The 13,050-nt window shown below is 66.7% G+C and carries 16 protein-coding genes; 5 read left to right on the top strand and 11 right to left on the bottom strand.

Features of this window, described 5'->3' with window-relative positions:
* The coding region (locus QMK30_RS11240; RefSeq protein WP_283517283.1) for a hypothetical protein at positions 1–419 on the top strand (419 nt) is incomplete at its 5' end.
* Between the two features lie 114 nt (positions 420–533).
* Here QMK30_RS11240 and QMK30_RS11235 read toward each other — a convergent pair.
* The 6 genes from QMK30_RS11235 to QMK30_RS11210 form a co-directional block, all read right to left on the bottom strand.
* A complete protein-coding gene (locus tag QMK30_RS11235; RefSeq protein WP_283517282.1) occupies positions 534–1,133 on the bottom strand; it encodes a hypothetical protein in 600 nt (199 codons plus the stop codon).
* The gene (locus QMK30_RS11230) at positions 1,130–2,197 is read right to left on the bottom strand and encodes a ParA family protein (protein WP_283517280.1); all 1,068 of its coding nucleotides are present in this window, start codon (positions 2,195–2,197) and stop codon (positions 1,130–1,132) included. Before QMK30_RS11230 ends, QMK30_RS11235 begins: the two co-directional genes overlap by 4 nt.
* Positions 2,198–2,430: 233 nt before the next feature.
* The gene (locus QMK30_RS11225; protein ID WP_283517279.1) at positions 2,431–3,051 is read right to left on the bottom strand and encodes an HAD domain-containing protein; all 621 of its coding nucleotides are present in this window, start codon (positions 3,049–3,051) and stop codon (positions 2,431–2,433) included.
* A 15-nt stretch (positions 3,052–3,066) separates the two neighbouring features.
* The gene (locus QMK30_RS11220) at positions 3,067–3,759 is read right to left on the bottom strand and encodes a class I SAM-dependent methyltransferase (protein ID WP_283517277.1); all 693 of its coding nucleotides are present in this window, start codon (positions 3,757–3,759) and stop codon (positions 3,067–3,069) included.
* A gap of 1 nt (position 3,760) precedes the next feature.
* On the bottom strand, positions 3,761–4,672 hold the full coding sequence (locus QMK30_RS11215; RefSeq protein ID WP_283517275.1) for a phosphotransferase family protein: 912 nt from the start codon (positions 4,670–4,672) through the stop codon (positions 3,761–3,763).
* A gap of 75 nt (positions 4,673–4,747) precedes the next feature.
* Positions 4,748–5,497 (bottom strand): hypothetical protein, encoded by a 750-nt coding sequence (locus QMK30_RS11210; RefSeq protein ID WP_283517274.1) that lies wholly within the window; start codon positions 5,495–5,497, stop codon positions 4,748–4,750.
* A 223-nt stretch (positions 5,498–5,720) separates the two neighbouring features.
* On the opposite strand from QMK30_RS11210, the gene QMK30_RS11205 reads away from it, so the two are divergent.
* The 4 genes from QMK30_RS11205 to QMK30_RS11190 all read left to right on the top strand — a co-directional run bounded on the left by QMK30_RS11205 (position 5,721) and on the right by QMK30_RS11190 (position 10,235).
* Entirely contained in the window at positions 5,721–7,076 is a 1,356-nt protein-coding gene (locus QMK30_RS11205; protein WP_283517272.1) for an NsdA family TPR-like regulatory protein, read from the top strand.
* Position 7,077: 1 nt separating this feature from the next.
* On the top strand, positions 7,078–7,608 hold the full coding sequence (locus QMK30_RS11200; protein WP_283517271.1) for an NUDIX domain-containing protein: 531 nt from the start codon (positions 7,078–7,080) through the stop codon (positions 7,606–7,608).
* Between the two features lie 600 nt (positions 7,609–8,208).
* Positions 8,209–9,327: a DUF4062 domain-containing protein gene (locus QMK30_RS11195; protein WP_283517269.1), complete on the top strand. Its 1,119-nt coding sequence runs from the start codon at positions 8,209–8,211 to the stop codon at positions 9,325–9,327.
* A gap of 650 nt (positions 9,328–9,977) precedes the next feature.
* On the top strand, positions 9,978–10,235 hold the full coding sequence (locus QMK30_RS11190) for a hypothetical protein (RefSeq protein WP_283517267.1): 258 nt from the start codon (positions 9,978–9,980) through the stop codon (positions 10,233–10,235).
* Here the strand turns inward: QMK30_RS11190 and QMK30_RS38450 are convergent.
* The 5 genes from QMK30_RS38450 to QMK30_RS11170 form a co-directional block, all read right to left on the bottom strand.
* Positions 10,203–10,367, bottom strand: a complete 165-nt coding sequence (locus QMK30_RS38450; protein WP_349362062.1) for a hypothetical protein — start codon at positions 10,365–10,367, stop codon at positions 10,203–10,205. The genes QMK30_RS11190 and QMK30_RS38450 overlap by 33 nt on opposite strands.
* Positions 10,346–10,660, bottom strand: a complete 315-nt coding sequence (locus QMK30_RS11185; protein WP_349362060.1) for a GNAT family N-acetyltransferase — start codon at positions 10,658–10,660, stop codon at positions 10,346–10,348. The genes QMK30_RS38450 and QMK30_RS11185 overlap by 22 nt, the downstream gene beginning before the upstream one ends.
* Before the next feature lie 111 nt (positions 10,661–10,771).
* Positions 10,772–11,593 carry a restriction endonuclease gene (locus QMK30_RS11180; RefSeq protein ID WP_283517265.1) on the bottom strand — a complete coding sequence of 274 codons (822 nt, stop codon included), beginning with the start codon at positions 11,591–11,593 and terminating at the stop codon, positions 10,772–10,774.
* Positions 11,594–11,668: 75 nt separating this feature from the next.
* A complete protein-coding gene (locus QMK30_RS11175) occupies positions 11,669–11,857 on the bottom strand; it encodes a hypothetical protein (protein ID WP_283517477.1) in 189 nt (62 codons plus the stop codon).
* A gap of 48 nt (positions 11,858–11,905) precedes the next feature.
* Positions 11,906–12,790: an NAD(P)H-binding protein gene (locus tag QMK30_RS11170; RefSeq protein ID WP_283517263.1), complete on the bottom strand. Its 885-nt coding sequence runs from the start codon at positions 12,788–12,790 to the stop codon at positions 11,906–11,908.
* Between the last annotated feature and the right edge of the window lie 260 nt (positions 12,791–13,050).

The raw sequence follows: 13,050 nt of genomic DNA, 5'->3' as shown, positions 1-13,050 counted from the left end.
GGTGCCCTCCGCGAGCGGAGGGCACCACCGGGCGAGGGCTGACACCGGCCTCGATCGCGAGGTACTGGCGCGATCAAGTTTATAACGACGTCGGGTTGCGCACGGAACCAACGGTGGCCCGGCTTTGGGTCGCCAACGCTGACATAAGGAGCATTTTCATGCGGCTCACCGTAGCGGTGGTCCAGCAACTGTTGGAGCAGAATGAGGGCTTCACGGCTCGTACGGAAACCAGCCAGAAGAACTACAGTGAATTCCGCACATACCGGATCGCCGGCGGCCAACTGATCTACGACTCGTCGGGAAAGACGTCGTGGGCGGACAGCCGCTTCAGTCATAAGGACCAGATCGCCAACATCGACACGACTCGGTACTTCTTGCGGAAGTATCTGCATCGCCTCAACACTGACGGGCTGCAATAGCTCGGCTATGTAGGTTACGAAACCCGCTCTGTTCGTGAGCTAACCGTCAAGAATGCCACCATCAAGTTCGGCGTCCTTGCGGATCAGCGCCAAGGGACTCCACGCACCCTCACCTCACGCCGGTGAGTCCTCGATCTTCGGACCACTGCCAGCGCCGCGTGGCTCGGTGGACTGCTCCGGCCGTCCCCGGAAGGCAGCTCCCTTCGCAGTCCGTGATTCGACACGCTCCACAATGCGGTCGATGACGCGCTGTGGATCTTTCCATTTCATCGCCAGGCGGTCATGGTCCATCCCATGTTCCGCGATGATGTCCCGGAGTTGTTCGAGGGTTAGTTCGCCCAGACGTGAGCGAAGTCCCACTTCGCTGACTTCGGCGAAAACTGCGAACGGATCGATCACACCAGGGGCCCGTCGGCTGCTACGCCGCGGGCGTTCAGCCGAGCGGGATGCGACGAGCGGCTCGGAAGGGGCTAGGGCCCTGCTCAGCGCCCGAGCGAAACGAGTCGTACGCGCGGCTTCGGCGGCCACCACGCTAAGGACACACGCGAGGGTTCCTGCCAGGTCCGGGTCTGACGCTCCCAGCTTCAGGAGAGCTTCTGCGGCCTCCGTGGCCTGAGCCTGCAAGAGCGAGCCGTCGTCCTGCCGACCAGGGCCCCCTTCGTCCGAGATGTCACCATCCACGATCGCGGTTTCGTTGTCGTTCTGCTCGCTCACGCCTTCTCCTCGACCAGCTCGATGAACTCCTCCGTCATGGAACGGAAGGCCTTGTACTCCCCCTGATAGCCATACTTCTGCCGCAGAGTACTGCGGTCGACGAACTCCGCCGAGCCAGCGATGGAGTCTCGCTCGGGAATGTATGTCTGCAGCACCTCCGGGAGTTCCTCGTCGGCTTCGAGCCTGAGCACCGTGTTCCTGTGCACAGTTGAAGCCGCCCTAAACTTAGTCACGACAATTCCGATCTCCGCGATCGGTTGCGCATTGTCGTCGGCGAACGCCTTGACATGCCGCTGAATCTGAGGAATTCCATACGTCGAGAGGACGTCCGGAATCGTGGGGATGATATACCCGTCGGAGATGCGCAAGCCATTCAGAGTGACGATTCCGAGGTTCGGTGGGCAGTCGACGAGGACGTAGTCGTAGTCATCGATGATCTTCCAAACTGCCTTACGCAGAAGATCAGTCGGATTATTGCTGTAGAAGCGTCCGGACGACATGGAGGCCAAGCGGTCCTGGACGTCGATGAGGTCCAGCGAAGAGGGCAGAAGATCCACCTTGGTGACCGCGTCTACCGGAGACACGTTGCGCTGGAGCGTCTTCTCCAGATCGAACTCCGGAGGTTCCCCCTCAGGCCGGAGGGCGTCCTTGAAAAGGGTTGCCAAAGTATAACCGTCGTCGTTTAGTTCCTCCCACTTTTTCTCCCCGATCAGGACCGTCGTCAAGTTCGTCTGCGGGTCGAGGTCAATCACCAGGACTCTCTTATTGAACTCCGCCGAGAGGAACTCCGCGAGACCGGCCGTGGTGGTGGTCTTCCCCACGCCCCCCTTCAGATTGATGGTCGCGATGACATGAGCCTTAGCCATGTGCTTCTTCCTCTGCTTGAGGTAGCGCCGAATCTGACTTGCCCGGAAGACCGGACCGCTACGAAGGTCTGCGATGGGAACGGGGAAGCGCTTGTCGCGGGTCCGCCAGTTCGCGACAGCCGTCCGGCCGACCCCCGCCATCTCCGCCACTTCGAACAGTCCGACGAGCTGGTCCTCCGCCTCGGGTGTGCCTCCCATGACATCTCCCCGTGAACGGCATTCACATTTACCGGTCAAGAGTGAAGGCCGTTCACAGCAACTGTCAATCCTCAACTCTGTCCCGTAGGTGCAAAGTTGAGGACGCGCGCCCCCTGCGCGCCAGTTCGCTCTGGCATATTTCACCCATAACAACTTCCGGCTCCGGATGCAGTGCTGTTCGTGGCCGTGTCGACGGGCTACTACCAGCTCCCTCGGCGAGGTCACCCCCGTCCTCACCGATGCACTGGAGCCGGACAACCGGTGCAGCAGCAAGTGCGGCCGTGGAGAGAGTAGGGATCAGTTCGGGCTTGGCAGCGCAGGCTGGGAACAACGGAAGGTGCCCATCTCGTGACCTCTACCAGGTGCTCCGGTTGCAGCCCGAGGTAAGGGTCGGGTTGCAGAAGGAGGGTCTCCTTTCCTTGTGCGGTGCGCCCCGCTGCCCAGGCGTGGTCGAGGTTTGTGAAGTCGTCGTCGATCCAGACAGCGGGGGCGCCGTCCAGCCACGTATCGACGTGATCGCGCTTCCACAGGTAGCCGTTGGGGTGGCTGGTGGTGATCTGTGGGCGTGGGAGGTCGACATACGGCAGGTCTGGCAGACCCAGGAGAGGACCGATGAGAGTGACGGCGTCCTGCCGCCAACTGGTGCACCAGACCGGGGTGAACAGCCCGGTGCGGATGACGTCCATGAGAAGGCGGCCGTGCTCGGGGTTGAGCCAGACCGTGACCGGGTTGTCGGCGTTCCGGCCTTCGGGGATTACGTCGTGGCGAGTGTGGGTGGCCGGGGTCGCGCCGTTCGCGTCGGGGAAGGGTATGAGGACGCCGTCGACATCGAGGAGCAGGTAGGGCGGGCGCATCGGTTCCTCCAGCGGTCAGAGCCTGTGGGCGCGGATCAGCAGAGTGGCGGGCGAGCGGCTCATGCGCAGGTCGTGGAACTCCTGTGCGGAGGTGAGGCGGAAGCCGGTCCGGCTGAGGTGCCGCTCCCAGCGGTAGGCGTCGAACTCCCAGCGGGCGATGGGAAGACGGGTGCGGTCTGGCAGGGTGACGAAGTCGCGGCGAGGGCGGTCATCGCTGGAAGCGATGCGACCGCCGCGCTGCGGGTGGGGAACGGAGAAGGCGAGCACCCGACCGGGCTTGAGGCGCTGGGCGATAGCCGACAGAAGGAGCTCGGGGGCGACGAGCCCCACGGCACCGAAGACGGAGAAGATCGCGTCGAACTGCTCGTCGGAGGCGTGCAGGTAGTGCAGGGCGTGCCCAGCGACGAAGGTGAGGTTGTTCAGTCGTCCGTAGTGGGAGCGGGCGCGGCGGACCTGGAGGCCGACGAAGTCGACGCCGGTGACGTGAGCACCGTGGCGCGTGGCGAGGTGGGCGGCGTTGTGGCCGGGGCCGCAGCCGAGTTCCAGGAGTCGCTTGCCGCGCAGGTCCGGGCCGAGGATCTCGGCGGCGGGGCCCAGGCAGGGTCTCGTGGTCCATTCCATCCGGGCGGGTACCGCCAGAGGTTCGGCGAGCTCGGCGGCGGTGCGCTGGATGGCATGGGCGTACCACGGCGAGGTCTGGGCGAGCACGTCAGATCTCCAGGAGGTGGAGCACGTCGGTGAGGTGTCGGCGGACGACCTTGATGTAGCCGGGGTCGGTGGCCGGGTCGTTGATCCAGCGAACCGACTGCTCCATGAACCACTCCACGGCCCACATGCGGTGCCAGCCCAGGGCCCAGTTCTCGGCGGTCAGCCCGCCGCGTGGGGTGAGCGCGTCCGGGGTGCCTCCGGCAACGACGTACTGCTCCAGGAAGACGCGCAGCCGCAGGGGATGCGGGGGCTCGATGGTCCCGTGCCAGCTAGCGAGGTCCAGCAGGCCGGGGCCGGTGAAGGCGCGGGCGAAGTCGAGCAGCCTCCACCCGCGCTCGCCGACGTGCAGGCTGGTGGGGTGAAACTCCGAGTGCACCCATCCGAAGGGCGCCAGCGTCGCTCCGGCCGAGCGGACCTCGGCGGCCTGGGCAATCCGGTCGAGAGCATCCTCGACGTCGTCGGCGTCCTGCCATCGGTCGGCCTTGCGTAGCCGGTCGAGGTGCTCCAGCGCTCGGACGGGCAGCGTACGCAGCCGCTCCTGGTCGAGAACCGGCAGGGCGGAAGCCGTACGGGTGCTGTGCAGGACCACAGCCGCAGCGACGCCGTCGAGGTCGTCAGCATCGCGGGCGGACGGCCCGAGGTCTTCCATGAGCATGCCGAGCCAGGCGTCGAGAACGGCGGAGGTGTGGAGCTGGGGCACGGGGACGCCAAGGGTGCGGGCCAGGCGAAGGGCCTGGTCCTCGCTGTCGAAGGGCTTCTTGGCGTACTTGAAGATGGCCGTGGAGCCGTCGGGGAAGGTGACGCGCTCGACGCCGGACATGGACCACACCCGCACCTCCTCCCGTCGGGCAGCGGGCTGGCCGGTCGCGGTGAGCAGGTTGTCGAGGAGTTCGGCGCTGGGGTTCGTGGTCATGTGAGGGCTCCGAGGGATAGTGGCGTCCGGGGCGGGCGAGGGAGGCCGGCCCGCCCCGGAGCCTGATCGGGTGGGTTACGCGGCGGGGTTCACGCGGTGGGCGTAGACCTGCTCGATCCAGCCCGCCTTGAACGCGGCGAGGTCGTCACGGAACCTGGCCATCGCGGCACCGTAGGGCGCGACCACTCCCCCGGACTGGTCCGGCACGGACTGGCAGCCGTGCACGAGCCGTCCCCCGAGCGCGGCGTGGGCCTTGATCGACTCGATGCGCCGGTGCTCGTTGAACCAGGCACCGTGGTACACCTCGTCGAGCATCCCGCCCATCTCGTCGTCCAGGTCGAAGACGACGGAGGTGGCGGCGGGGAAGAACCAGCACGGACCGACGTTGGAGATGCGCCCGTCCAGCTCGACCTTGTTGAGCGCCATCAGCGTGGCCGCCTCACGGAGCATCCGCAGGTGGTCGGCGGTGATCCGCGGGAGACCGAGGCCGGCGAGGTGCTCCTCGCGGAACAGGTACGCGTACACCTCGTACGCGGTGGCCAGCACGCGGGCCGCGTCGGACGTGGACTCGCCGTGGTGCTTATTGAAGTCGAGCGCGAGCTGCTCGACCGCACTCTCGGTCGTCTCGTTCACGTCCAGGAGCTGGGTCTTGACCAGCTCCCAGTCGGCGACGAGCCATGTGTTCGACTCGAAGCGGAAGAAGTACTCGGCCGGGTCGATGGTGATGCGCCGGCCGTCGACCTGGATGCCGGGCAGGCGGCTCCAGCGCGGGTCGAACGCCTCGGGCAGTTCGACCGTGATGGCCGTGGTGTCGATGGTGGTCACCGTGTCTCCGTCTCTGATCGGCCGGGTCCGGACACAGGAGTGCCAGAACCCGGCATGGGCGTACGGAACTTCGGGGTGCCGCCCGGACCAAGGGGGAGCCTGGATCACGGTCACGCCGTTCCGGGCGGCTGCTGATAAGTGAACCGTTGGTCACGCTCAGTGGGTACGGTGGTGGGCAGTTGAAGCGGTATACGCGGTTTACAGCTCCGGTGGGGAGGTGGTCGTGGCGGGGCAGAGAGATCCCAACTCCCGTCTGCGGGATGCCATCAGCGCGGCAGGATGCACCTACGAGGCGCTCGCGAGGGACGTGCGTCGCGTGGCCGCCGAGAACGGCGAGATGCTCCAGACCAACAAGTCGGCCGTCTCGCACTGGGTGAACGGCAGCCGAGCCCCGTCAGGGCAGGTGGGTCAGTACCTGGCCGAGGCGCTGTCCCGGCGAGCAGGACGCCCGATCACCCGGACCGAGATCGGTCTGTATGCCGGTGATGCCGAAGAGCCGGCGGAGGCCGATCCGGTCCTCGCCGTCACCGACCTGGGCCGCGCCGACGTCGAACGCCGCCGCTTCCTCGCCATCGCAGCCTTCACCACCGCCGGCGTCGCCATGCCCCTCAGCCACGACCACGAAGCCACCGCCCGCATGCTCCGCGCCCGCACCGGCACGTCCCTCGTCGGCGCGGAGGACGTGGACGTCGTACGCCAGATCACCACCGCCTTCAGCGCCGCCGACGAACGCCTCGGCGGCGGGCACGGTCTGACCACCGTCTGCGCCTACCTCGCCGACACCGCCGCCCCTATGCTGCGCGGACGCTTCCCCAGCGAAGTCTTACGCCGGGCCGCCTTCGGAGCCGTCGCCGAACTCGCCTACCTGGCCGGATGGAAGCACCACGACCTCGGTCAGGAAGGCGCCGCCCAGCGCTACTACCAGGTCGGCTACCAGCTCGCCTGCGAAGCCGACCCCCAAGGCCACGCCGCCTGGATGATGCGCGCCCTCGCCCACCAGGCGCTGAGCCTCAAACAGCCCCATCACTGCGTCGATCTCGTCGAAGGCGCCCTACGCCTGGGCCTCGGCCACGTCGACGGCCAGACGGAAGCTCTCCTCCACATCACACATGCCCGCGCCTACGCGGCCACGGAGGAGAGCGCATCAGCCGCACGCGCCCTGCTTGCCGCCGAGGATGCCCTCCTACGCGACGACGCCCCGCAGCCCAGCTACTCCCGCGTGAGCGGCCCCGCCGCCGGCACCGTGGCCAGCCACACCGCCCGTACCCTGACCGATCTCGCCGACCACATCGGCACCGAGCAGCAGCACCGCGACGCCCTCACCCGCTGGGACCCCGTGAAGTACAAGCGCGTCCACGCTCTCACCCACGCCGACCTCGGCGACAGCCTCGCCGTCCAGGCCCGCGCCGACGAAGCCGTCGCCGCCTGGACCCAGGCCCTGATCCTCATGGAGGGCATGACCTCCGACCGGACGCGCAAGGCCATCTCCTCGATCCGCTCCACCCTCGCGGTCTACCAGCACCGGCGAGTCCCTGGCGCGGCCGATCTCGCCCGCCGAGCCCGCGAAGCCCTCGCCTAACATGCCCAACAACCCGCCCAACGAAGGGAACCCCGTGGCCCAGCAGACCGACGCCCAACCGAAGGCGCTCAAGCCGGCCCTCGAATCCATGACCCTGCTGGTCGCCGCCGTCATCGTCCACGACAAGGCCACGAACCGCGTCGTCCTCCTCCAACGCAGCGAGAACGCCAAGTTCGCCCAGGGCATGTGGGACCTCCCGGTCGGCAAGAGCGAACCGGGCGAACCCATCACGGAGACCGCGGTCCGCGAGCTCTACGAGGAGACGGGCCTCACCGTGAAGCCCGAGTCCCTCAAGGTCGCCCACATCATCCACGGAGCCTGGGGTGTCGAAGCCCCCAACGGCTTCCTCACCGTCGTCTTCGCGGCTCACGAGTGGGTCGGCGAGCCCGAGAATCGCGAGCCAAGCAAGCACGCCCAAGTTTGCTGGATCGACACCGATGCCATCCCTGCTGATTTCGTGAGCACAACCGCGAGTGCCATCCACCGCTACCTCATGGATGGTCCGGAAGTCTCCCTCGACGGCTGGGGATAAGGGCTTGCATATGATGAGCTGAAACGGTCACCGAGGCCCAATCGGAAAAGCGCACGAATATCGGACGTCAGGCCACGGCCACACATATGCTGAGGAGACAAAGGCCGTACAGGGCTATGGCGAGGTGAAGAATCACCCACAAGCGATGAAGACGAATGCGATGCAGGCGCGGGAAACGACGGTAGTGATCAACTCTAGCACTTATCAGCCTTTCGTCGGAACCCAGGACACCCAGCTCCACCAAGTCATTGGTCAAGGCTCGCGCCTGAGAGAGGTGATAGGACGCCCGTTCGAAGTATTTAGAGACCGCCACCGCCCCGTATCCTCCAGTCATAGCCACGAAAAGACACAGAGGCATGACGTACGTGGAGAACTTCTGCTGGACAATGAGAGCACTCAAGGCAGCCGTGATAACGAGGAGAAGGCTGCTCAGTGACGAGCGTTGAGTCTCGCACTGCCGTAGCTGCTCCCGGTGCTCTTTCCAGTAAGCACGTATCGCCTCATCCGAGACTTCAGCCATAAAGCAACTCCTTACTGCAGGCAACTCATTGGCCACCTGGTTCGCTTCAAAGAACCCTTCAGCAATGGAGATACCGTAGCGTGAGAATCTTCATCAGCAGCGTCCGTAGGGGACTGGAGGAGGAGCGCGACGCGCTGCCTGGCCTCATTCGCGCAGTTGGACACACTCCCGTCCTGTTCGAGGACTTCTCAGCGCAGGCCACGCCCAGCAGGCAGGCATGCCTGGCCGCCCTCGACTCCGCGGATGTTTGCGTCTTCCTGCTCGGGCCGTCCTACGGGCACGTCTTCCCCGAGACAGGGCAATCAGCAACACACGATGAATGGGTCGCGGCTAAGACGGCGGGCAAGCCTCGCTGGGTTTACCGGAAATTGGATGTCACCTTCGAGGACGCCCAGCAGGATTTCGCCAGAACCGTGGAGGCGTACGCCACTGGCGGGTTCCGTGATTCATTCCGAAACACCGCCGAGCTAATGACCAAAGTCGTAGCCAAGGTCAAAGAAGTGGAGTCAGATCGGTCCCCTTTGTCCTTTGCCCCCCTAGCGCAGCCCGTTTCTCTGCGCTGGAGCCTCGACCAGGTCAGCGTCGACGGGGCCACCAACCTTCCTCTATTGGAACTACATGTTCTTCCGGTGGAATTTCCGGGCTACTCGGCAAGAGAACTGGAAGGAGTTGGCACCTCGCTGGCGGACCGGACCCGCCGGGCCGGGGCAGTCGGGAACAGCGTCGCCCTGGCGTCGTCGAGTTCCCGAGAGCATGCAGTCGTCGGCATCTCCATTACTCCACACCGTTTTTTTGATGCTCCTCGGCCCGGAGAACTGGTGGAGGTTCGCTTGCACAAATCCGGCCAAGTCTCCCTACGGGCGACACTCCCCCAAGACAACATGGGATCCATCCTGGATCACGACGCGCTGCCCCAGCAAGTAACCTCCCTGCTGAGATTCATCGGCGCACTGGACCTGATCCGAGATGAGCGCATTGCTCTGGCAATCGGCGTATCTGATCCCAACATGACCCAAGTCGATAGATTCAACCCACATCAGTCACGTACTCGTGCCGAGCTCAGCGCCTACAGCCGCTCGTTCACGCTGCAAACCGAGCCAGATGAATCCACTAGCTTGGCCGCGCTGGACGCGGGAGCTGAGGAGGTGGCTGGCATCCTTTCGCGAGCCCTGATCAAGCAACATCCATCAGGCTCCTAGAAGCGTGTCTGAGCTGGCCCGGACACGCGGCTTCTGCGGGGCAGCGCTACTTACCTCCGACCGCAGGCCAGTCCGCACAGAGTCCGCAGGACAGCCAATCAGGACCGTCGATGCCCATCGCTGGCCAACAGCAAAAGGCCAGTTCAGCGGCCCGCATGGGTGATCCCCGCAGGTCGCCAACCTGGCCCGTTACTTGGAGACCAAGAAGGCGTGACCTTCACCGGTCGCGCCACGTAACACCGCATCACGTCACACCGCACCACCTCGACAGCACCCGGCATTCGCGCGAAGCCGGGTGCTGTCGGCGTTTGCGCTCGCCCTCGACCGCCTCGGGCGCGATCGCGCCGTGCCGTCACCCTTCCGCAGCGCTTCACCGAATCGGGCGAAGTCAGGGCGCGGATCTACTCATTGGGTAGTCGGACCACCACCTTCTGCAATGTTCATGAATGGCCCTCAGCTGGGGGACAAGTGCGGAAGTTGGCGACGGCGGCGATGGCCGTCAGTCTGTTCATCGGTGGGGTGGGGCTTCTTTCGCCCAGTCTTGGCATCACCTCCCGGAGATGAAGACCGGCAGTGTGTCGTTCACGAACGGGAAATACGCGTGGTGACCCAAGGGGCAGAGCCACGGCGGCTTCCAGTTCAAGGGGACGATGGAAGACAAGGAGCCCAGCGACGGGCACAACGTCTACATGCAGACCAGAGTCGCGGGCTACAGCTGGCGGCGTCTCAACGGGGTGCAGAAGGAGAACGTCCGCCTGGACAAGGTGCTCTACGACGGTGCGGCGCAGTACACCCGCAAGGCATGGGTCCGTGCGTGCCGTGACCGGGCTCCCTGCGCCCGCCCTCTGGCCGGCTTCGGCTCCCCGTATCCCCCGTCACCCGCAGCGAGAAGCGCAACTTCTTCTTGACGCGGGCTCCGAGGCGTTCGTAGAAGCGGATCGCGCCCTCGTTCCAGACCGGATTCTGCCACCGACCTCGGCGAGGCCGAGAGCCCGCGCCTCCTCGACCACTGCGTCCATCAGGAGCCGGCCGAGGCCCAGGCCGCGGTGGGCGGAGCGCAGGAAGGGGCAGTCCAGGTGCAGGTATCGGTGCCCTCCCAGGTGGAGACTTCGGGCGCGCAGGTCGCGTAGCCGACCAGTTCGCCGTCGGGCAGTTCGGCCACCAGACGGTGCAGGCGCGGGGTTCCGTCGCCGAAGAGGAGCCCGTTGAGGCGTGCCGCCAGGTCGGACGCCGGCGGCCCGGCCTTCTCGTACGTCGCGTGCTCAGCGGCGAGTTCGGCCACCCGTGCCAGGTCGGCCGCCCGCGCGTGCCGTACGCGTGGGGCGCCCGTCACCGGGACTCTCCGACCGGCGCCGGAAGGTCGTCGCGATCAGTCATGCGGACATGATGGAGGGCAACGACATACAGCCGCGCAGCGGATCGTACGCCTCTACGGGACCACTGGTCAGCGATCCCGTGGGCCGTTCTGCCAGCTCTCGTCCCACGGCGGCGGACCGGCCCCGTCGGTCCAGGCGGTGAGTGCCTCGTGGTCGAAGCAGAGGATTCCGCAGTGGTCCGCGTACTCGATGGCGGGGTCCGTGAACGCACTGGTCGTCACCACGGCCGCCACATGCGCGTCGTGCACGGCGTAACACGTGCCGCCGAAGCGCTGCATGTCCTGCGAGCCGACCTTGTTCGTCTCGCCGTAGCACTTGCACTGGATGACGACGCGCCGACCGTCCGGGGTCGTGGCGATGACATCGGCTCCCAGGTCCCCCGCGCCCCCGACGACGTACACATCGCCGCAGCCGTCCCGTTCGCAGAGCTCGGCGATCGCGTCCTCGAACGCGTCGGCGTCCATGGCCGCGTATTCCGTCGGGGCGTCCTCCACGGGGGCCGCGAGGTCAGCAGGCAGCGGATCCGCCCGGACTGCCTCCGACGACACCCGTGCCTCGGCCCGCGCCGCCTCGGCGGCGGCGGCAGCAGAGGCCGAGGCCTCTGCTGCCGCGTCGACGACATCCTGGGCAACCTCCATCACCGCCCCCGCAGCCCCCCGGACGACCCGGCGGCGCCGCCGGACCAGGAGCAGCGACGCCACGGCGGCGAAGAAGGCCACCGCGATCACCCCCGCACCCGGGTGTTCCGCGCCCTCGCGCACCGCCAGCTTCGCCGTCAGCCCAACACCGCAGATCAGGACGGCAATCAGGCCGAGTCCCACAGCCGTCTGCCGGACGCTGAAGGCGGGTCTGCGGTCACCGACGCGTGAGCGGCGGACGGGTATCGTCATTGGAGGCAGTTCCTTCCGTGGACCACGGCGATTCCATGATCACCTGTCTGGACCATCTGCCCCCGCCTGCACGTTTCAACAGGGTGGTGGGGAGGGCTTCTCCTGCAGGGCTTTCCTGGACAGGGTGACGAGCTCGCGCCCCGTGTCCAGGTCGATGACGACGGCAGTGATCTCCTGCCCCACATCAACAACCTCACCGGGATGGTCGATCCGGTCCCAGAACATCCGGCGCTCGGCGACACCCATGGAAATCCGCTGCTGCATCCGCCGTGCTCCTGCCGAAGCAGAGGGAGAGACCGAGGGGTACGGACCTTAACCGACCAGGTGCCGGTAGCTCGCCGGGTGCTCCTTGAGGAATTCGGCGAATGTCTTCGCCGGGTGGCCGGTCAGCCGCGGCACGGCGTCGGAGACGGCCGCCATCTCGCCGGCCGCGATGGCTTCGTACGACGTCACCCAGCCCGTGACCTCCCAGTCCTGGGCGCCGTACTGCGCCCGCGAGGCGTACGCCTCCTCACGTGTCTCCGGTACGTACGTGATGCCGCGCCCGGTGACACGGCTCAGCTCGGCCGCGGCTTCCGCGAGGGAGAGGGCGCGGGAGCCGGTGACGTCGTACGTGACGCCGTCGTGGTCGTCGCCCTCGTCGAGCAGTACGGACGCGGCCGCGTCCGCGATGTCCTCGTGCGCCACCGCCGAGACCAGGCCGTCGGCCCCCGGACCGCGGATCACACCGTCCGTGCCGGTCATGGCGGGGAGCGCCGCCAGGTAGAAACTGTCGCGCAGGAAGGTGTGGCGCAGGCCGGTGGCACGAATGTGGTTCTCGGTGTGCCAGTGGTCGCGGCCGAAGGTGAACGTCGCGTCCGGGGCCGCGCCCAGGAACGACACGTACACGATCCGCTCGACACCGGCGGCGACCGCCGCGTCCACGGCGGTCTTGTGCTCGCTGACCCGATCGGCGCTCTCGTGCGCGGAGACGAGGAAGAGTGTGTGAGCGCCGTCGAGGGCGCGGCGCATGGCCGTGGCGTCGCCGTAGGCGGCGGCGGGGGCTTTGGCGGCGCCGGGCAGGTTCGGCAGGCGGGAGGTGTCGCGGCCGAGGAGGCGCAGGGGGCTGTGCTCGGCGGTGAGGCGGTGGGAAACACGCCTGCCGATCTGGCCGGTGGCTCCGGTGACGGCGACGAGGGGGGACCGGGACGGTGGCATGGAGGTCCTTCACGGGGCGCGGGCTCGGGCGGGTCGGTGCATGGCTGCTTGTTACAGGCAGCGTAAGTGGGGGGCCGAGGTTCGGGCGGGAGCGCCTGCGGCGGGCTGGTTCCCCCCGGCCCCGGCCCCGCCCTTCGCCGACCCTTCAAACGCCGGACGGGCTGAAATCCAGCCCGTCCGGCGTTTGAGGACACGCCCGAAAGAGCGTCCGGGGCCAGGGGCTTGCCCCGCCCACGCGGCGGCAGCCGCAAAATGTCACA

The sequence above is a fragment of the Streptomyces sp. H27-C3 genome, from assembly GCF_030063415.1.
Lineage (GTDB): Bacteria > Actinomycetota > Actinomycetes > Streptomycetales > Streptomycetaceae > Streptomyces.
The sequence above is the reverse complement of the archived record's forward strand: the minus strand, read 5'-3'. Positions and strand labels throughout refer to the sequence as shown.